At 67.4% G+C, this 18,802-nt stretch carries 19 protein-coding genes; 14 read left to right on the forward strand and 5 right to left on the reverse strand.

Annotated features, from left to right (window positions below; genetic code table 11):
• Nucleotides 1-1,497 (reverse strand): NAD(P)/FAD-dependent oxidoreductase (crtI, locus tag JHC79_RS11960; RefSeq protein WP_296390979.1); only part of this gene is annotated, 1,497 nt, incomplete at its 3' end.
• Between the two features lie 116 nt (nt 1,498-1,613).
• Between crtI and JHC79_RS11965 the strand changes: the two genes are divergently transcribed.
• Together JHC79_RS11965 and JHC79_RS11970 are read left to right on the forward strand one after the other, a co-directional pair.
• Nucleotides 1,614-2,444: a UbiA family prenyltransferase gene (locus JHC79_RS11965; protein ID WP_296390981.1), complete on the forward strand. Its 831-nt coding sequence runs from the start codon at nt 1,614-1,616 to the stop codon at nt 2,442-2,444.
• 347 nt (nt 2,445-2,791) lie between these two features.
• On the forward strand, nt 2,792-4,588 hold the full coding sequence (locus JHC79_RS11970; protein ID WP_296390983.1) for a beta-galactosidase: 1,797 nt from the start codon (nt 2,792-2,794) through the stop codon (nt 4,586-4,588).
• 7 nt (nt 4,589-4,595) lie between these two features.
• On the opposite strand, the gene JHC79_RS11975 is transcribed toward JHC79_RS11970, so the two are convergent.
• Nucleotides 4,596-4,973: a helix-turn-helix domain-containing protein gene (locus JHC79_RS11975; RefSeq protein WP_296390986.1), complete on the reverse strand. Its 378-nt coding sequence runs from the start codon at nt 4,971-4,973 to the stop codon at nt 4,596-4,598.
• A gap of 100 nt (nt 4,974-5,073) precedes the next feature.
• On the opposite strand from JHC79_RS11975, the gene JHC79_RS11980 reads away from it, so the two are divergent.
• The 5 genes from JHC79_RS11980 to JHC79_RS12000 all read left to right on the forward strand — a co-directional run bounded on the left by JHC79_RS11980 (nt 5,074) and on the right by JHC79_RS12000 (nt 9,811).
• A complete protein-coding gene (locus JHC79_RS11980; RefSeq protein ID WP_296390988.1) occupies nt 5,074-5,931 on the forward strand; it encodes an alpha/beta hydrolase in 858 nt (285 codons plus the stop codon).
• A 259-nt stretch (nt 5,932-6,190) separates the two neighbouring features.
• Nucleotides 6,191-6,835, forward strand: coding sequence for an ABC transporter permease (locus JHC79_RS11985; RefSeq protein ID WP_296390990.1), 645 nt, complete (start codon nt 6,191-6,193; stop codon nt 6,833-6,835).
• On the forward strand, nt 6,832-8,091 hold the full coding sequence (locus tag JHC79_RS11990) for an ABC transporter ATP-binding protein (RefSeq protein WP_296390992.1): 1,260 nt from the start codon (nt 6,832-6,834) through the stop codon (nt 8,089-8,091). The genes JHC79_RS11985 and JHC79_RS11990 overlap by 4 nt, the downstream gene beginning before the upstream one ends.
• On the forward strand, nt 8,088-8,825 hold the full coding sequence (locus JHC79_RS11995; RefSeq protein ID WP_296390994.1) for an ABC transporter permease: 738 nt from the start codon (nt 8,088-8,090) through the stop codon (nt 8,823-8,825). The genes JHC79_RS11990 and JHC79_RS11995 overlap by 4 nt, the downstream gene beginning before the upstream one ends.
• The gene (locus JHC79_RS12000) at nt 8,822-9,811 is read left to right on the forward strand and encodes a glycine betaine ABC transporter substrate-binding protein (RefSeq protein ID WP_296390997.1); all 990 of its coding nucleotides are present in this window, start codon (nt 8,822-8,824) and stop codon (nt 9,809-9,811) included. The genes JHC79_RS11995 and JHC79_RS12000 overlap by 4 nt, the downstream gene beginning before the upstream one ends.
• An 18-nt stretch (nt 9,812-9,829) precedes the next feature.
• Here the strand turns inward: JHC79_RS12000 and JHC79_RS12005 are convergent, their stop codons facing one another.
• On the reverse strand, nt 9,830-9,967 hold the full coding sequence (locus JHC79_RS12005; protein WP_296390998.1) for a hypothetical protein: 138 nt from the start codon (nt 9,965-9,967) through the stop codon (nt 9,830-9,832).
• Between the two features lie 147 nt (nt 9,968-10,114).
• A complete protein-coding gene (locus JHC79_RS12010; protein WP_296391000.1) occupies nt 10,115-10,627 on the reverse strand; it encodes a helix-turn-helix domain-containing protein in 513 nt (170 codons plus the stop codon).
• A gap of 106 nt (nt 10,628-10,733) precedes the next feature.
• Here JHC79_RS12010 and JHC79_RS12015 point away from each other — a divergent pair, with 106 nt between their 5' ends.
• Nucleotides 10,734-12,152: an MFS transporter gene (locus tag JHC79_RS12015; RefSeq protein ID WP_296391002.1), complete on the forward strand. Its 1,419-nt coding sequence runs from the start codon at nt 10,734-10,736 to the stop codon at nt 12,150-12,152.
• Nucleotide 12,153: 1 nt separating this feature from the next.
• Here JHC79_RS12015 and JHC79_RS12020 read toward each other — a convergent pair whose 3' ends face one another.
• Nucleotides 12,154-13,116: a YafY family protein gene (locus tag JHC79_RS12020; RefSeq protein ID WP_296391004.1), complete on the reverse strand. Its 963-nt coding sequence runs from the start codon at nt 13,114-13,116 to the stop codon at nt 12,154-12,156.
• Nucleotides 13,117-13,222: 106 nt separating this feature from the next.
• Between JHC79_RS12020 and JHC79_RS12025 the strand changes: the two genes are divergently transcribed.
• From JHC79_RS12025 to JHC79_RS12050, 6 genes are all read left to right on the forward strand, one after another.
• Nucleotides 13,223-13,621: a VOC family protein gene (locus JHC79_RS12025; RefSeq protein WP_296391006.1), complete on the forward strand. Its 399-nt coding sequence runs from the start codon at nt 13,223-13,225 to the stop codon at nt 13,619-13,621.
• Nucleotides 13,622-13,662: 41 nt separating this feature from the next.
• The gene (locus tag JHC79_RS12030) at nt 13,663-14,112 is read left to right on the forward strand and encodes a TIGR03618 family F420-dependent PPOX class oxidoreductase (protein WP_296391008.1); all 450 of its coding nucleotides are present in this window, start codon (nt 13,663-13,665) and stop codon (nt 14,110-14,112) included.
• Nucleotides 14,113-14,248: 136 nt separating this feature from the next.
• On the forward strand, nt 14,249-15,310 hold the full coding sequence (locus tag JHC79_RS12035; protein ID WP_296391010.1) for an LLM class flavin-dependent oxidoreductase: 1,062 nt from the start codon (nt 14,249-14,251) through the stop codon (nt 15,308-15,310).
• Entirely contained in the window at nt 15,307-16,926 is a 1,620-nt protein-coding gene (locus JHC79_RS12040; protein ID WP_296391012.1) for an ABC transporter substrate-binding protein, read from the forward strand. The genes JHC79_RS12035 and JHC79_RS12040 overlap by 4 nt, the downstream gene beginning before the upstream one ends.
• Nucleotides 16,927-16,930: 4 nt before the next feature.
• Nucleotides 16,931-17,929 (forward strand): ABC transporter permease, encoded by a 999-nt coding sequence (locus JHC79_RS12045; RefSeq protein ID WP_296391014.1) that lies wholly within the window; start codon nt 16,931-16,933, stop codon nt 17,927-17,929.
• The coding region (locus tag JHC79_RS12050; RefSeq protein ID WP_296391015.1) for an ABC transporter permease at nt 17,922-18,802 on the forward strand (881 nt) is incomplete at its 3' end. The genes JHC79_RS12045 and JHC79_RS12050, both read left to right, overlap by 8 nt.

The raw sequence follows: 18,802 nt of genomic DNA on the forward strand, positions 1-18,802 counted from the left end.
AGCGGCGGGGCCGATCATGGTGGCCACTATCTCCGCCGACATCATCACCAGGGGGAGTCCCCCGCCGGGGTGTGACGATCCGCCGACCAGGAACAGTCCCGCGACGGGCGAGCGATTCGCCGGGCGGAGAAACGCCGCCGAGGCGCTGTTCGACGCGGTGCCGTAGATCGACCCACCCGGTGTGTGGGTCCGGCGCTCGAGATCTGCCGGGCTGATGATGCGTCGGTGCCGGATCAGTCCGGTGATGTCGACCCCGCGATCGGCCATCACCTCGAGGATGTGGTCGGCGTAGCTCTCACGTTGACCGGGTGCATCCCAGTCGGTGCCGCCGTCCGGGTCATGGGGCGGTGCGTTGACCAGGATGAACCACGCGCCGGTACCCGGCTCCGGGGCGACCGCGGGATCGGTGGGCGCACTGATGTAGACGGTCGGGCGGTGCACGGGTCGCGGTGGACCGCCCCGGCCGAACACGGCGTCGAACTCGGCGTCGTAGTCGTCGGCGAACAGAACGGTGTGATGTGGCTGGTCGGACGGTGCGTCATCGAGGGCCAACAGCATCACGAACCCCGAGAACGACCGCGTCGAACGCCGTACGCGCCGAGCCACCCGTCGGGTCGCGGCGTCCGGGGCAGGCAACAGCCTCTCGTACACCACGTGCGCGTCGGCGTTCGCGACGACCACATCGGCGTCGATCACCGTCTCGTCGGCCAGTCGGACACCTCGCGCCCCGGTCGGGCCGGTCAGGATCTCGGCCGCGTCGGTCCCGAGTCGGACCTCGACTCCAAGCGTCTGCGCGCGGGCCGCGAGCTCCTCGGCGAGCCGGTAGAGGCCACCCGGGATGTACCAGGAACCGAAGGCCTGTTCGGCGTACGGGACCGTGGCCAGGGCCGCCGGCGCGCGCCGCGGGTCCGACCCCGTGTAGGTCGCGTACCGATCGAGGAGCATGCGCAGCCGCGGGTCGGACAGGTGGCGCGAGCCGAGACCGCGCAGCGAACGCCAGGGCGCGACGGTGGTGACGTCGGCGAGACTGCGCGCGAGGCGGACCATAGTGCCGACGTCGATGGGCGAGCGCAGGAAAGGCTGCTCGGTGACGTCCCAGATACGTTCGGCCCGCGCGAGAAATGCCGTCCACTGGGCGCCACGACCCGGGCCCAACGTGGCGTCGAGTGCGTCGGGGATCTTGTCCATGTCGCCGGGGAGGTCGACGGTGACGCCGTCGGGGAACCGATAGCGACACGCGATGTAGAGGCGCCTGAGGTCGATGTCGGTCTCGGCCAGGGGGGCGCCGGTGTCACGGAACAGATCCTCGAGGACATGGGGGAGGGTCAGCAATGACGGACCGGTGTCGAACAGGAAACCGTCGATGTCGTCGCGACCCAGCTTCCCGCCCACCTGGGTGGCCTGCTCGAGGAGGGTGACGCGGTGGCCCACCGCGGCCAGGCGGGTGGCCGCGGCGAGGCCGCCGACACCGGCGCCGATGACGATCACATGACTCATGTACGCGTTGCTCCTACCGTTGCAGACCAGTGTGGTCGAGCCTGATGCCGTCGGCCACCACCGGTCGGGGGGCCGTGTGCCGAGGGTCGGTCCGACAATGCGGATACGGTCGACGGATGAGCCCGGTCCGGGTAGGCCGACCACGACACGCGATCCGCACGACGGTGGCTCTGGCGCGCGCGTCGCACCTGTTCCCCGGCACCGCGGTGACCCTGCTGACCGTGGCGCTGGCGCTGACCAACGGTGTGACGACGCGAGTCTCGGTCACCCTGGCGGTGGCTGTGTTCGCCGGGCAACTCGTCGTCGGCTGGACCAACGATCTGTTCGATCGCTCTCGCGACATCCGGGTGGGCCGAACCGACAAGCCGTTGGCCACCGGAGAACTGACACCGCACACCGTCGCCGCGACCGTTGGGCTGTTCGGCGTCATCTGTGTCGTGGCGTCCATGGCGTGTGGGGTCGCCGCGGGGTCGGTGCACCTGGGCCTCGGCGTGGGCGCGGGATTGCTCTACAACGCCGGTGTGAAGTCGACCGTGTTCTCCGCGGTGCCCTATCTGGTGGCGTTCGGGTCCCTGCCGGTCGTGGTCATGCTGGCGGCCGATCCCAGTCGGTTGCCCGCGGTCTGGATGGTGGTCGTGGCCGCACTGCTCGGTGTGGGCGCTCATCTGCTCAATGTCTTCCCCGATCTCGACGATGACGAGGCCACCGGGGTGCACGGACTGCCGCATCGGTTGGGTCGTCGCCGCATTCCGGCCGCTGCCGCAGTGCTGCTGCTGACGGCCACCGCGGTCTGCGTGGCGGCGACGAGTCCGTCGTGGTTGCACTGGGTTGCCCTCGGGGCGGTGCTCGTCGTCATCGTGGCGACCGCGCGTGGTTCTGGTCGGCGCCCGTTCTACGGTGCGATAGTCGTGGCCGGTGTCGACGCGGCACTCGTCATCTTCGGGTGAATCTGCTCGAATCACCGGGTTGTCATTCGCATTCGATGTCGAATCCGGCAGCCGCCTTCACGACGGTCCATTTCCGTCTCCAATTCCGACGTTTCGACCACGTTGATAAATTTGTTTTGATTTAACATTAGTTAATTAAATTCCAAAACTGCTGCAAAGCAGCAGTTTTCGCAGCCCCTATTTTTCGAGTTCGCGTTGAGTTAACCGCGCCTTACTTGCGAATATCCCCCGGCCTGTGGTTAACGTTGAATGCGTTCGGGAAACCCTTGGGGGGCGAAACGGAGAATCACGTGCCCCACTCATCCGCCTTTTCCCTGCGGGCTCACGCACGACGTTCATTTGTCGCTGTGACCGCATTGTCGATGTTCGCTACATTCGGCACCGCGACCCTGCTCGCGCCCTCGAGTACGCACTACGCGATCGTCAACACGGCTGCGGTCGACCCGAGTTCCGACACGGTCGGGATCGCCGACAGTAATCTGCTCTTCTCCGCCACGGACCCCGCCGCGATCGCGAAGCATCTCGACGCGATGCAGGCGTTGGGTGTGCAGAACGTGCGGATTGCCATCCCGTGGGCGACGACCGAACCATTCGACGGCTACTACGACTGGACGGCCGTCGACAACATGGTCAACGCCGCGGACGCTCGCGGAATGGGGGTCCTCGGTGTGGTCACCACAACTCCCGCGTGGGCGAGAGGTGCGGGAAGCGGCGTGTACGCACCGCCGACCAACGCGGCCGACTACGGCGCGTTCATGGGTGCTGTCGCCAGCCGGTATGGACAGAAGATGTCCGACTACGAGGTCTGGAACGAGCCCAACGCGGTATTGGGTTACCAGCCCGCGCCGGATCCGGCCGGGTACACGGCCCTGCTGAAGGCGGCTTATCCCGCGATCAAGGCGGCCAACCCCTCGGCGACGGTCATCGGTGGTGTCCTCGGCTCCGTTGTCACCTGGGGAAATCTCACTCTCAACCCGGTTGACTTCGTACAGCAGATGTACGCAGACGGGGCCGGCGGCTACTTCGACGCCTTGTCATTCCACCCGTACCAGTACACGACGAAATTCTCGCAGGGAGCGCCTCTTCCGGACTCGCCGCTCAACCAGGTCAATGCCATTCATCAACTGATGGCGACCAACGGTGACGGGGGAAAGCAGATCTGGTCCTCGGAGTACGGACTCCCGACCGGGGTCGTGGGGGCTCAGCAGCAAGCCGACTACATCAGCGACTTCCTCGACAACTGGAACACCCTGTCCTACGCCGGACCCTCGTTCCTGTACACGCTGCAGGACACCAACTCCGCCGACACCACCGATCCAGAGGCGACATTCGGTGTCTACACCGACACGTGGACCCCGAAACTCGCCGCGCAGGTGATCAGCGACTTCATCGCGAGACACGGCACCCCGTCGGCGATGAAACTCGCTGCGGCCACCGCGGTCGCCGACCAGTCGGCGCTCCCGACCACCGCGAGCCCCGCGCTCGCCATGGATGCCGCCTCTCAGGCGGTCGCCGAGACCGTCAACACGGCGATGCAGAACTACGTGCAGGCGATCTCCGACGCCATCGCGGCCGCGGCCGCCGAAGCTGCCGGGCAGGCTGCGGCGCAAACGGAGGCCGTTGCACCGGAGCAGGCGGCGGGAGCGCCGACGCCGACGACCGATGCGGCGACCACGGATTCGGCCGCGGCGACCCCAACACCGACGACGTCGGCAACCGGCACCGCCGCAGCCACCACCGCACCGACAACGACCGAGGCGCCGACCTCCACCGCCACCAGCGACTCGGCTCGGACAGCCGCCCCGACCGCCGACCCGACGCCGCCGACGAGCGCCACCCCCTCCGCGCCGACCGATCCGCAGGTGACCTCGACTCCGGAGACCACCGCGGTGCCGACGACGCAGACGCCGGTCGATACGGCCGCCACACCAGAGGCGGCGAGCACCCCGTCGAGCGAGGTGACAACGCCCGCTACGGATTCCGTTGCACCCACGGCAGCGGACCCGGCGCCGACGGCAACCGCGACCGCCACCCCGACGATCACCACGCCCACACCGAGCGCGGACGCGACGCAGGGTGCTACCGCGACCACTGACGCGGCGTCGACCGGAGACGCGGCGGCCAGGACGGCCACCACCGGCTGACGGCCGGTCAGACCGTCGTCGACCGCCGGTGGTCGTCGATCTCGCGCATGTGTTCCTCGGCCCACGCTCGAACGACCGACAGGGGACCGTCGAGGGACAGGCCGAGCGCCGTCAGGCGATACCGGACGGCCGGCGGCGTCGACGGGGTGACCTCGCGGTTCACCAGCCCGTCGGCCACGAGGCGCTGCAGGGTCTGCGACAGCATCTTCTGACTGACGCCGGGGGTTGCTCGACGGAGCTCGGCGAACCGTGCGCCATCGGGGTGGCGTTCGGCCAGTTGCTTGACGATCATCGACGTCCACTTGTCCCCGATGCGATCGAGGAGCTGACGGGTCGGGCAGGCGGGATCGAACAGATCTCCTCGGGCGTGCGAGGCGGTAACCACGGGCTCACCACCTTTCTCCGAAGTGCCTTCTTGTGACGACCGGACCGGTCGCGAACCATGAGGGTAACCAACGGATACCTGCTAAGGGGGAGTTACCGCCATGTCTCAGCCGGACGACGAATTCACCACGCGGATGATCGGAACCAACGGTGTCGAGGTGGAGGTGGCCACCGCGGGACCGACGCACGGTGCACCGATCGTGCTGCTGCACGGATGGCCTCACACCTGGGAACTGTGGCGACCGGTGGGTCGCGAACTCGCCCGGAACGGATTTCGGGTGATCGCACCGAATCGACGAGGAATCGGCAGCGGCGACCGTCCGCGCGCCGGGTACGACGTGGCAACGCTCGCCGTCGATGTCACCGGCATCCTGGACACGCTCGCGGTTCCTGCCGCGAGTGTGGTCGGCATCGACGCCGGTGTCGCACCGGCGGTCTACGCCGCTCTGACGACTCCTGAACGGGTCCGTCGCCTGGTGGTGATGGAAGGTCTCGTGCCGGGACTGCCTGGGGCAGAGACATTCCTGTCGGCGGGTCCACCGTGGTGGTTCGGATTCCATGCGGTGCCGGGACTCGCCGAGACCGTGGTGGAAGGACACGAGAACGAGTACCTCGGCTGGTTTCTGCAGGGACCGAGCGTTCGGAATGACATCGAATCAGCGGCGCGGTCTGCGTTCGTGCGTGCCCACTCCGGGAGGGACGCGTTGCGGGCTGGGTTCGAGACCTACCGCGCGACAGGGCGCAACGCCGAACTGGTGTCGACGGCGATGCAGACGCGACGACTGATCGTGCCCACCCTCGCGCTGTCCGGCGGCGTCGTCGGTGACGCGACCGGCGACCAGCTGATGTCGGTGGCCGACGACCTGACCGGGGCCTCGATACCCGGATGCGGTCACATCATCCCGTTGGAGCGACCAGATGAACTGGCCACCGTCATTGCTGATTTCGTGGACTGCTGATACCTGATCGACCGGGGGCACGCGTTGTCGAATTCTGATCAGACTGATCGAAAGCATTGACCGTTCGCCTGCGCTGTCATCGGCGCAGGTAGTCGCGGGACGTTCTGTGCACCTTACGTGTCGACGTGATCATGACTCTCGGTAAGTAGTGACCGATCATGCGACGGACGGATACGTTTACGCAACTCGAAATGCCATGTCCCGAGTCAGCCGTCCAAACCGCCGCGGCGCTCGATGATGCACCAATGACGGGAAGCCAGTGGATCTCTGGGGCTACATACACGGGCGGGAGGGGTTCCTCGCCTTCCTGACCTATCAACACGCGTCGCTCGCACTGCAGACCCTGGTGGTGGGTTCGGTGATCGCGGTGATCATCGCGGCCGCCGTCTACCGACTACCGCTGGCCTCCGCGCTGACGCTGACGACGAGTCGTGTCGCGCTGACGATCCCGTCGCTGGCGCTGCTCGCGTTGCTGATCGTGCCGTTCGGCCTCGGCGTCGTCCCGTCGTTCATCATGCTGGCGTTCTTCGCGGCGCTCCCGGTGATCGGCAACGCGATCGTCGGTCTGCGGTCGGTGCCCGCGACGGTGGTGGAGTCGGCCCAGGGGATCGGCTTGTCGCGCTGGCGAATCCTGCTCACCGTCGAGTTGCCCATCGCGTGGCCGATCATCCTCACCGGCATCCGTGTGTCGACGCAGATGATCGTCGGTGTGGCCGCGATCGTCGCCTACGTGCTCGGACCCGGCCTCGGCTCGCTCATCTTCAACGGACTGTCACGGCTCGGCGGCGCCAACGCTCTCGCAATGGCGCTCACCGGAACCATTCTCATCGTCATCATCGCCTTGGTGTTCGACGCACTGCTGGTGCTCCTCGGGCGCCTCACGATTGCAAAGGGACTGTCATGACCGCAGCGAACACGTCGCCGAACACCCCCGCGGGTGGCGGTAAAACAGAGCGCACGGTCACCGGCGCCACCATCCGGCTCGACGGCGTGGTCAAGCAGTACAGGGGAACCGACGTACCGGCCGTGAAAAAGCTCGACCTGCAGCTCGACGCCGGCGACATCGTCGCGTTCGTCGGTCCGTCTGGATGCGGCAAGACCACGACGCTGAAGATGATCAACCGGCTCATCGAGCCCACGCAGGGTCGCATCTACATCGGTGACCGGGATGTGACGGGCGAGAACCCCGACAAGCTGCGGCAGTCGATCGGCTACGTCATCCAGTCGGGCGGCCTCTTCCCGCACTGGTCGGTGTCGAAGAACATCGGCGCGCTGCCGCGCGTCCTGGGCTGGGACAAGAAGAAGATCGCCGACCGCACCGAGTACCTGCTCGACCTCGTCGGTCTCGACGCGGCGACCTTCGCCGACCGCCTGCCCAAGGACATGTCCGGCGGTCAGCAGCAGCGCGTCGGCGTGGCGAGGGCGCTCGCCGCCGACCCGCCCGTGCTGCTGATGGACGAACCGTTCGGCGCGGTCGACCCCATCACCCGGGTTCGTCTGCAGGACAGCCTCATCGCGATCCAGCACGAGCTGGGCAAGACCATCGCCATCGTGACCCACGATTTCGAGGAGGCCACGAAGCTCGGCGACAAGGTCTGCATCTTCTCCGAAGGTGGCCACGTCGAGCAGTTCGCGACCCCCGAAGAGATCCTCGCGAACCCGGCGACGCCGTTCGTCGAGGAGTTCGTCGGCTCCGGGGCGACGCTGGCGCACCTCACGCTGTCGCGGGTCAAGGACGTCAACCACAATCCGGTGCTGACCGCACGGGTGGGTCAGCCCTCGACCGAGATCATCAATCAGGCCCGTGCCGAGGGGCACACCTGGGTGGTCGTCGTGAACGAGGACGGGACGCCGCGTGCGTGGCCGTCGCTCGACGAACTGAAGACCAAGGACGTCGTCTCCGACTACGTCGACCGTCGCCTGCCCACAGTGGCCCAGTCCGCCACGCTCAACGACGCGTTGGACTCGATGCTGGCCGCCAGCCAGGGCGGGGTACTGGTCACCGACGGTCGCGGCGCGGTCAAGGGCGCTCTGACGATCGCGGTCGTGATGGACGTGATCCGTGGGCAGCTCGCCGACGCGCGGTCCGACGAGACACAGACCTCGTACGCGAACTACCAGGGATCCGGCGAGCCGGCCGATCCGAACCCGGCGTCATGAACCGGTTGCGCCGCACCCCGGTCGACGTCTGGTTCGAGCCGCTGATCATCATCGTCATCGGTGTCGGATACGCGATCTGGTACAACCAGACCACCTTCACCACGACCGAGAAGGCCTCGCTGGCCTGGTCGACGCTGCAGTCGACCATCGTCGACCACATCAAACTGACCCTGGTGTCGACGGTCATCGTGGTCGTCATCGCCATCCCGCTCGGCATCCTGCTGACGCGCGAGGCCGCGAAATGGCTCAGCCCGATCGTGGTCAACATCGCCAACATCGGTCAAGCCGCCCCGGCCGTGGGTCTGATCGTGCTGTTCACCTTCTGGCTTGGAACCGGATTCCGCACCGCCGTACTCGGATTGGTGGTCTACGCGATCCTGCCGATCCTGCAGAACACCATCATCGGGTTGCGTCAGGTCGACCAACGCACCATCGAGGCCTCCCGCGGGATCGGCTACTCGTCGCTGCGCACACTGGTCCAGGTCGAGTTGCCGCTGGCCGTCCCGGTCATCCTCAACGGCGTGCGCACCGCGTTGGTGATCCTCGTGGGCACCGCCACGCTGAGCACGTTCATCGGCGCGACCAGCCTGGGCACCCTGATCACGACCGGCGTCACGCTCTTCCTTCCCAAACTGCTCATCTCCGGCGCCATCCTGGTGGGTCTGCTGGCGATGACGATCGACTGGCTCGGGCGACTGTTCGAGCTCGTCGCAACCCCACGAGGAGTGGCATGACCTCGCGTCGTTCACGGATCACCACCGCGGTCGCGGTGCTCGCCGCGTCGGTGATGCTCGTCGCCGGTTGTGGGCTGGTCAGCTCCTCGGGCACGTTCACCAAGGGGTCGCTGGCCGACGGCCAGAAGCCGCTCGACGGCGCGAAGATCGTCGTGACGTCCAAGAGTTTCACCGAAGGCGTCCTGCTCGGGAAGATCACGGCCTCCTACCTCGCCTCGGCGGGCGCCGAGGTCACCGACCTGACCGGCGCACCTGGATCGGCGTCGTCCCGACAGGCTCAGCTCAACGGCGACGCCGACATCCTGTGGGAGTACACCGGCACCGGCTGGGTCACCTACCAGGGCCAGACCGAGACGATCGCGGATCCGACGGAGCTGTGGCAGAAGGTCCGCGACATCGAGAAGAAGACCCATGACCTCGACTGGTTGCCGCCGGCCAACTTCAACGACACCTACGCCTTCGCGGCGTCGGGGCCGACGGCCAAGCGGCTCAACGTCAAAACGTTGTCGGATGTCGCGAAGCTGCCGGAACGCGACCGGACGTTCTGCGTCGACGACGAGTTCTTCAGCCGCTCGGACGGATTCCTGCCGATGCTCGAGAAGTACGGCATCCCGTACAACGCCCCCAACGGTGTGCCCGAGCGCAACGTGACCCGGATGGACGCCGGTGTCATCTACACCTCGGTCGCCAAGAGTGCGCCCTGCAACTTCGGTGAGGTCTACACCACCGACGGCCGCGTGAAGAACCTGAGCCTCACGGTGCTCGACGACGACAAGAAGTACTTCCTGCCCTATAGCGGTACTGCCGTCCTCCGGGCGTCGATCAACGAGAAGTACCCGAACATCGCGCCGCTGATCGCGGAGATCTCGAAGCGGCTGACCGACTCGTTGATGCAGGACCTCAACGGCAAGGTCGACATCGATGGCCAGGACCCGGCGACGGTGGCCTGGGACTGGCTGAAGAGCGAGAAGCTGGTCAAGAGCTAGACGGCTCTCCCGAATACTTCAGCGCGACAACGCGACCTCAGAACGGCGGGTCGGGTTCAGCGTCGACGAGCCCTTCTCGGCGTCGTCGACAACCACTGCTGCCGCTGCGGCGGTGCAGGTGGTGTTGCCGTGACTGCATCCCCGATCTGTGGCCACCCCGTGAACATGCCCCAAGTCTAGAAAAGGGGTCCGACATGTTCGGTCAGTTAATGACAGGCGCAGTAGTTTTCGCCCCACGAACACCATCGGTGAACAGAAACCCCGGCGTCTGTGGACAACCCGCACCGGCGACCGTCCCGCGGTTCACGAGTGTGACGCTTGCCTCCGCGCGCGAACGTCGCGGAACTCCGCTGACAATCGGGAGAACGCCGGTTCGAGATCCGGGTCGGCCGGTGCGTGCAGGCGGTGACGGGCGCGAAGTTCGTCCATCAGTTCCTGCCAGACGCCTGGCCCGGCGTCGCTCGCGATCTCGAACCAGAGACCGATCGACGCGACGGCGGGGGTGTGGCGGGCTCCCCAGGCCCCGAGCTGGATCATCGCAGGCAGGAGTTCGACGCCGCGATCGGTGAGGCTGTACACGATCTTCTGTTTGTGGCCGTCATGCGACTCCTTGGTGACGATCCCGGCATCGGTCAGGGCCTGCAGTCGCGAGGCCAGGACGTTGGAGGCGATGCTCTCCTTCGAGTTGGCCAGCAGCTCCCGGAAATGCCGTCTGTCGTTGAATACCATGTCGCGCAGGATCAACAGCGTCCATCGGTCGCCGATGAGTTCGAGGGACATGTTCAACGGACATGCGGACCGTCCGGTGGTGGCCATGCACTCGCTTCCTCTCGCGTCCTGTTGTCGTGTTCACTCACGGTACGCATTCCGTCATCGATCAACAACCGGTTGCAAAACAGATACAGTCTGATAGCTTCCTCCCATGAACGAAGCGAATGCGCTGGCCGTGGCCGAGGCCGTGCAGACACCCCGGAGCCACCGAACCGGACTGGTGCTCGGCGTGCTGTCGCTGGCAGCGTTCATGGCCAGCCTCGACGTGTTCATCGTCAACGTCGCCTTCGACGACATCGGTCGCGACTTCCACGGCCCGGGACTCTCGCAGCTCTCGTGGATTCTCAACGCGTACACCATCATCTACGCCGCCCTCCTGGTCCCGGCCGGGCGCCTCGCGGATCGGTACGGGCGCAAGGAGATGTTCCTGTTCGGCCTGGCGATCTTCGTCGCTGCCAGCGCAGCGTGCGCCGCCAGCGGTGGGATCTGGTGGCTCGTGGCGTTTCGCGCGATCCAGGCGATCGGCGCCGCGATCCTCACTCCGGCCAGCCTCGGTCTCGTGGTCGCGGCCGCGCCTCCGCATCTACGAGCACGGTCGGTGCGGATCTGGGCGGCGACCGGTGCACTCGCGGCGGCGTTGGGGCCGGCTCTGGGCGGCGTGCTCGTCGAGGCGTCGTGGCGCTGGGTGTTCCTAGTGAACGTGCCGGTCGGGATCGTGGCCCTGATCGCGGCGGCCATCGTCGTGCCCAAGTCGCGTGACGAGAGTGTCCGTCGGATCCCGGATGTGCTGGGAGCCGCACTGCTCGCGATCGCCATCGGCGCGTTGACGCTCGCACTGGTCGAGGGGAGCAACTGGGGGTGGACCGACGGCCGGATCGCGGCAGCGTGGGCGACCACGGTGGTCGCCCTGATCGGCTTCGTCGTCCAGTCGGGCAGGCATCCCTCGCCGATCATCGATCCGGCACTCATGCGGGTGCGCGCGTTTTCGTTCGCCAACATCACCGCAGTGCTGTTCTCGATTCCGTTCGCGGCGTCACTGCTGACGAACATTCTCTGGATGCAACAGGTCTGGGGATACTCGGCCATCGCGACCGGGTTCGGGGTGGTGCCGGGGCCACTGATGGTCCCGGTGTTCACCATCGTCGGCCACAAACTCGCGGCACGGGTGCCCGTCGGGGTGATCGTCGGTGTGGGATGTCTGATGATGGCCGGTAGTGCAGTGTTGGTCTCGCTGCGCGTCGGACCGCAGCCCGACTACTTCGCCGATCTCCTGCCCAGCCTGCTGATCGGCGGCGCAGGTATCGGACTGGCGCTCCCGACGATCCTCTCGTCCGCCACAGCCGATCTCCCACCCGCGCAGACCGCGACCGGCAGCGCCGTGGTCAACATGAGCAGGCAGATCGGCACGGCACTCGGGGTCGCCCTGCTGGTTGCGGTGCTGGGGACACCGCGCGGATTCGACGAGGCACATCCGGCCTTCCAGCACGCGTGGTGGGCACTCGCCGTGGTCGCGGTGCTGGCTGCTGTCGCCGCGCCCGCGATGAGTCCGCCACGAAAGCAACAGATCTGACTCAACCGTCGGAGTGTTCGACCAGACGACGCCCCAGACGCCGCACCATGTCACGGAGCTCGTCGGGGTGCTCGATGACGAACGGGCGGTCGATGGCCGCGAGCACCGGCGGTATCCAGTCGAGTCGTTCGGCGCCCAGACGCACCCGCACCCACGCGGTGTCGGCGCCGGTCTCGACCCCGGCCACTCCGGCGGGAAGGTGTCGACGGATGTGCTCGGCGGTACCGCGGATCCGGACGGACACCTCGTGCGCCCGGGGTGCACGTTCGAGTCGGTCCACGACATCGGCACCCGCATCGAATGTCGACGGTGGGTCGAATGAGCCGGGCTGCAGCGTGATCGCGGTGATCCGGTCGACGCGGAAGGTCCTGATCTCACCGCTGCTCGAATCGGCACCGGTGACATACCACCGGCCCGAGTGGACAACGACACCGTAGGGGAGCAACGTCCGCTCGCTGGTGCGTCCCGACCGGTCGGTGTAGCTGATCGCCGCCGGGCGGTGCCGGCTCGTGGCCTCGCCGAGTGCGAGCAACACATCTGTGCCTGGCCCGGAGCTCACGTGCGGTGGCGACGTGAAATCCGTCGTCTCGAGCAGCGCCTCCACCTGCCGTCGGACGACGTCGGGCAGCACCCGTCGCAGTTTGGCTGCCGCGCTCTCATTGGCCGCCGCCGAGGTCCCGACGAGCGCAGTGCGTCGCACGGCGAGCAATCCGAGCATGACCGCCAGCGCTTCGTCGTCGGTGAGCATCAGCGGCGGCATGCGGTACCCCGGTGCGAGACGGTAGCCGCCATACCGACCGCGGACCGCGTCGACGGGAATGCCCAGATCGATCAGTTGTGCGATGGAGCGACGAACGGTCCGCTCGTCGACCTCCAGGCGATCGGCCAACACCGAGGCGCTCCGCACGCCCCCGGCCTGCAGGATCTCGAGAAGCGTGAGGACTCGCGCGGCCGATGTGGTCATGCGATGAGTCTCCCTCAGATACCGGGCGAAAAGCGTCCGGTATCGGGTTTAGCGTCGCATTTGTCCCGGTCGACTCCGGGCCACCGACACCGCAAGGGGAACCCTCATGGACTTCGTCTCGATCCGCATCATCACCGCCGACGTCGCGCGACTCGCCGCCTTCTACGAGCGCGTCCTCGGCGGGGAGACCAGGTGGGCAACAACCGACTTCGCCGAACTGCTCACGCCGACGTGCACCCTGGCGATCGCGAGCACCCGCACGGTCGCGTTGTTCGGGGCCGACTCGGCACGACCGTCCGACAACCGCAGCGTCATCATCGAATTCCGAGTCGACGACGTCGATGCCGAGTACCGGCGCCTGGAGCAGTCGGTCGACGAGTTCGTCCAGACCCCGACCACGATGCCGTGGGGTAATCGCTCGCTGCTGTTCCGGGATCCCGACGGCAACCTCGTCAACCTGTTCACGCCGGTCACGGCCGATGCCGTGGCGCGTCAGGATCGGTAGCGTCACAGTCGGGCCACCCCACATCCGTCGAAAGGCGAACCATGACCTTCTCACCGCAGGAACTCGAGGATGCGGTCGCACTCGCGCGCGACGACAGCGGCCTCGCGGTCGTCGCCACGCTGCGAGCCGACGGGACCATTCAGGCGTCGGTGGTCAATGTCGGACTGCTCGACCATCCGGACACCTCGACCCCGGTACTGGGGTTCGTGACCTACGGAACGGTCAAACTGACCAATCTGCGCGCCCGACCTCAGGTCACCGTGACATTCCGCCAGGGGTGGAGGTGGGCGACCGTCGAGGGGACCGCCGAGATCGGCGGCCCTGACGACCCGCAGCCGTGGCTCGACGACGAACGGCTGCGACTGCTGCGTCGCGAGGTGTTCACGTCCGCGGGCGGTACCCACGACGATTGGGACACCTACGACCGCGTGATGGCCGAGCAGGGCCGGGCCATCGTTCTCGTACGGGTGGCGCGCGTCTACAGCAACTGACCGGGCGCGCCGCGTCGGCGTAGTCAAGTCGGGACGGCCGATCTCGTCATCGTGAGTCAAACCCTGTCGGCGCGGACTCCGTGCTGGCGTAATGGGGTTCGATGACACACGAATGCGCGGACGGCAGGGTGCCCGGATGAAGTTTCTGCTGATGACCCTCATCACCCACCAGCCCGACCCGATCACCGGTGTCCGGGAGTCTCCCGCCGAGCGCCTTCGCCGCGTCGTCGACACCGCGCGTCTCGGTGAGGAACTCGGGTACGACGGGTTCGCCGTCGGTGAGCGGCACGAGGATCCGTTCATCTCCTCGTCGCCGCCGGTGGTGTTGAGTCACATCGCCGCGCTCACCGAACGGATCGCGTTGTTCACCGCGGTGACGACGCTGAGCCTGCTCGACCCGGTACGTGCGGTCGAGGACTATTCGACGCTCGACAACCTGTCCGGCGGCCGGCTCGAGCTGATCATCGGCAAGGGGAACGGCGCGGCGCAAGCCGAACTGTTCCACGTCACCCCGGACGACCAGTGGGACCGCAACCGCGAGGGATACGACCTGTTCCGCAGGCTCTGGCGAAGCGACGACGTCACGTGGAGCGGACAGTTCCGACCGTCCCTGACCGGTGCGAAGGTGCTGCCCAGACCGCTGCAGTCCGACATCCGGATCTGGCACGGCAGCGCGACGAGCACCGGTTCGGTGGAAGTGGCAGCGCAGCACGGTGACCCGGTGTTCTCGGCGAACGTCACCTATCCGATCGAGCCGTACGCGGAGCTGATCGATCACTACCGCCGCGCGTGGGTGGCGAACGGGCACGATCCCGCCGACGCCCTCGTCGGTGCGGGGACCGCTGGGTTCTTCGTGGCCCCGACCTCGCAGGAGGCCCTGGCCGCCTACGAGCCGATCTTCGCCGCACGGCACGCCTTCGCGCAGCGCACCGGGCTCCCGGTGGTCTTCACCGACCTCGCCGATTTCGTCGAGCGCAGTTCGGCTCTGATCGGCAGCCCGGAGCAGGTCATCGACAAGGTCGGCCGCTACCACGACCGACTCGGTCACGAGATCACCCACCTGTCCGCCGACGGCGACGGACTGACCGCGCGGGACCACCGCCGCAGTCTCGAACTGTTCCAGTCCGACGTCGCACCGGCGTTGCGGTCGCAGATCCCGAGCCGCCCCATCGGTTCGGCGTCGTTGGTGGGGACGTGATCGGCGCGGGACGGACGCGACTGCTCGCGGTCGGGGTGCTCGGCCTGATCGCTGCGATCGCGACGGCGTGCGCGGGGACCGGTGTCTCCGGCGACGACAGCGGTCCACCGCAGCGTGGCGGCACCCTGAAGTACGGTCTGTCGCTTGCGCCGACCTGTGCCGATCCGGCGCAGGCATCGAGCAACCAGACCATCTACGTGACCCGTCAGGTCGTCGACTCCCTGACCGATCAGAACCCGAAGACCGGCGAGATCGTCCCGTGGCTCGCGCAGAGCTGGCAGGTCGACCCCACCTCGCGGGAGTTCACGTTCCGCCTGCGTCCCGGTGTGACGTTCAGCGACGGCACCCCGGTCGACGCCACCGCGGTTCAACGCACCTACGACGCGATCGTGCAGAAGCTGGGCGGGGTGAAGGCGCCGCTGCCGGCGAGCTACCTCGCCGGGTACACCGGCACGACGGTCGTCGACCCCCTCACCGTGCGGGTCACGTTCGCGAACCCCAACGCGCAGTTCCTGCAGGCGTCGTCGACACCGCAGCTCGGCATCCTCGCGGCGTCGACGAACGCGGAGTCGCCCGAGACCCGATGCCAATCCGGGATCGTCGGGTCCGGGCCGTTCACCTACGCCGACTACCAGCAGGACCGCTCGGCCAAGCTGGTCCGCCGGACCGGATATGCCTGGGGCTCGGCCGCGTTCGGGCACACCGGCGAGCCGTACCTCGACGCGATCCAGTTCACCGTGGTCCCGGAGTCGGGCGTGCGCACCGGCAGCGTGTCCTCGGGCCAGCTCGACGCCGTCAGCGACGCGCTGCCACAGGATGCACCATTGATCGAGAACACCGGCGGTTCCATCCGCACGACGCCCAATCCCGGTGTCACCTTCGGGATCCAACCCAACGTCTCGCGCGGGGTGCTCGCCGATCCGGCTGTGCGTCGTGCGCTGATCCCGGCCATCGACCGGAAAGAACTGGTCGACACCGTGCTCGGCAAGGACTTCCTGCCCGCGACCGGTGTTCTGTCGGTGAAGACCCCGGGCTACCAGCGTGCCGACGCGGTCACCTTCGATCCCGCGCGGGCCGAATCGCTACTGCAGCAGGCGGGCTGGATCCCCGGGTCGGATGGGGTCCGGGAGAAGAACGGCACGCGGCTTCGCTTCTCCATCCTGTTCAGCGCGGTGTTCGCCGGCAACCAGACCATTCTCGAGTTGGTGCAGCAGCAGCTGCGCAAGGTCGGGGTGGACGCGCAGCTCGACCTGGTGTCGCTGCCCGAATCCATCTCGAGGCAGAACAGCGGTGACTTCGAGGCCACGTACTACAACTCGACCCGCGGCGACGGCGACATCCTGCGCACCACGTTCTCGGTGGATCAGCGGAACCTCAACCAGGCCAAGCCGATCCCGGCGTTGGAGCAGGCGTTCGTGGGGGAGCTCTCGACCACCGACGTCGCGTCGCGCAACCGATTCTTCGCGCAGGCGCAGCAGCAGATCCTCGACAACGGTCTGTGGATCCCGACGATCGAGCTGTCACAGGCGATCGGCGTCGGGCCCCGGGCGCACGCCGTGACCTTCGACGCCTCGGCCCGACTGCAGTTCTACGACACCTGGGTGAACGGAGGCTGACGACATGGCCCGATATCTGACTCTGCGTGTGCTGCAGGCGATCGGTGTGCTGTGGGCAGCGTTCACGGTGTCGTTCATCGTACTGTTCCTGCTGCCGTCGGATCCGGTGAGCCTCGCCGCCGAGGGCGGGGGCGCGGGGACGCCGGTGGACAAGGCGGCCATCGCCGAGCTGCAGGCCCGCTACGGTCTCGACCAGCCCGTGTGGGAGCAGTACTGGACCGCGCTCACCCACGCGGTCCGGGGCGACCTCGGTTTCTCCATCTCGACCGGTCAGACGGTCACCGGCGCCATCGCGGCGGCGATTCCCAGCACACTGGCGCTCGCGGCCACCGCGTTGGCGCTGGCCGTCGGCGGTGGCGGTCTGCTCGCGTTCCTCGGTGTCTACACCCGAGCCCGGTGGCTGCGCACGCTGTTGCTGTCGCTGCCGCCGCTCGGTGTGGCCGTGCCGACGTTCTGGGTGGGACTGATCCTGCTGCAGTGCTTCTCGTTCGGCCTGCCGGTGTTCCCGGCGTTCGGCGACCGCACACCGGCCGCGGTGGTGCTGCCCGCGATCACGCTGGCCATCCCCACCGGGGCGGTGATCGCGCAGGTGCTGGCGAACTCGCTGATATCGACCTGGCGTGAGCCGTTCGTCGAGGTCGCGGCGACCAAGGGTGCGTCGCGCTGGTACATCCACACCCGGCACGTGTTCCGGCTCGCCACCGTTCCGACGCTGACCATCGCCGGCGTCCTCGTCGGCGAACTGCTGGCCGGGTCGGTGGTGGTCGAGACCGTGTTCGCGCGGGCCGGGGTCGGGCGGTTGACGCAGACATCGGTGCTGTCGCAGGACATCCCGGTCGTCCAGGGTGTCGTCGTGCTGACCTCGCTGGTGTACGTCGTCGTGACCTTGGCGGTCGACGTCGTCTACCCGTTCATCGATCCCCGGATCGTCGAGGGCAAGCGCAGCCGCGGCGAGTCCGCCACCACGAAGACCGAGGCGCCGTCGGAGGAGGCTCATGTCTGACCATCTGGTGATCGATCCGCCCCGGCTCGACGAGCCGTCGCCGACGGAGCCGCAGCGTCGCGTCCGGCGACCGTCGTTGTCGCAGTGGGGTGGCCGTGTGTCGGTGCTCCTGTCCGGGCTCGTGGTCCTCCTCGTCATCGGGTGGGCGGCACTACCGTCGTTGTTCGCGAGCGGCGATCCGCTCACCGGGACGCCACGGGACAAGCTGCAGCCGCCGAGCGCGTCACACTGGTTCGGCACGGACAACATCGGCCGTGACGTGTACACCCGAGTCGTGCACGGGTCGCAGTTGTCGTTGACCGCGACCTTGCTCGCCGTGGGCATCGCGCTCGTCGTGGGTTCGTTGATCGGGTTGCTGGCCGGCGCTGTCGGCGGGGCCGTCGATGCGCTGCTGATGCGCATCGTCGATGTGTTGCTGTCGATCCCGCTGCTGCTGCTGTCGCTGGCTCTGGTCACCGCGCTGGGGTTCGGTACGGTCAACGTCGCGATCGCCGTCGGCGTCACGATGGTCGCGAGTTTCGCCCGGGTCATGCGTTCGGAGGTCCTGCGCGTGCGGCGTGCGCCCTACGTCGAGGCGGCGTTCGCCGTCGGGTCGCGCTGGCCCCACGTGCTGGTCCAGCACATCCTCCGGAACTCGTATGCGCCGGTCATCGGGCTCGCCGCGGTTCAGTTCGGGATGGCCGTCCTCGCGGTGTCGGCCCTGAGTTTCCTGGGCTACGGGGCGAAACCGCCGACACCGGAATGGGGTTCGCTCGTGTCGGAGGGCCGGAACTATCTCGCGACCGCGTGGTGGCTGACGACCGTTCCAGGTCTGGTCATCATCGCGGTGGTGCTCAGCGCGCATCGGCTGGGGCGTGCGGTCCAGGAGCGTCG

This window comes from Williamsia sp., from assembly GCF_016462415.1.
Taxonomy (GTDB): domain Bacteria; phylum Actinomycetota; class Actinomycetes; order Mycobacteriales; family Mycobacteriaceae; genus Williamsia_A.

Bases quoted from the DNA above. Each gene is read 5' to 3' on its own strand.
- JHC79_RS11965 (WP_296390981.1), top strand. From the start codon at position 1,614: ATGAGCCCGGTCCGGGTAGGCCGACCACGACACGCGATCCGCACGACG.
- JHC79_RS11980 (WP_296390988.1), top strand. From the start codon at position 5,074: ATGTCTCAGCCGGACGACGAATTCACCACGCGGATGATCGGAACCAAC.
- JHC79_RS11990 (WP_296390992.1), top strand. From the start codon at position 6,832: ATGACCGCAGCGAACACGTCGCCGAACACCCCCGCGGGTGGCGGTAAA.
- JHC79_RS11995 (WP_296390994.1), top strand. From the start codon at position 8,088: ATGAACCGGTTGCGCCGCACCCCGGTCGACGTCTGGTTCGAGCCGCTG.
- JHC79_RS12000 (WP_296390997.1), top strand. From the start codon at position 8,822: ATGACCTCGCGTCGTTCACGGATCACCACCGCGGTCGCGGTGCTCGCC.
- JHC79_RS12010 (WP_296391000.1), bottom strand. From the start codon at position 10,627: ATGGCCACCACCGGACGGTCCGCATGTCCGTTGAACATGTCCCTCGAA.
- JHC79_RS12015 (WP_296391002.1), top strand. From the start codon at position 10,734: ATGAACGAAGCGAATGCGCTGGCCGTGGCCGAGGCCGTGCAGACACCC.
- JHC79_RS12020 (WP_296391004.1), bottom strand. From the start codon at position 13,116: ATGACCACATCGGCCGCGCGAGTCCTCACGCTTCTCGAGATCCTGCAG.
- JHC79_RS12025 (WP_296391006.1), top strand. From the start codon at position 13,223: ATGGACTTCGTCTCGATCCGCATCATCACCGCCGACGTCGCGCGACTC.
- JHC79_RS12030 (WP_296391008.1), top strand. From the start codon at position 13,663: ATGACCTTCTCACCGCAGGAACTCGAGGATGCGGTCGCACTCGCGCGC.
- JHC79_RS12035 (WP_296391010.1), top strand. From the start codon at position 14,249: ATGAAGTTTCTGCTGATGACCCTCATCACCCACCAGCCCGACCCGATC.
- JHC79_RS12045 (WP_296391014.1), top strand. From the start codon at position 16,931: ATGGCCCGATATCTGACTCTGCGTGTGCTGCAGGCGATCGGTGTGCTG.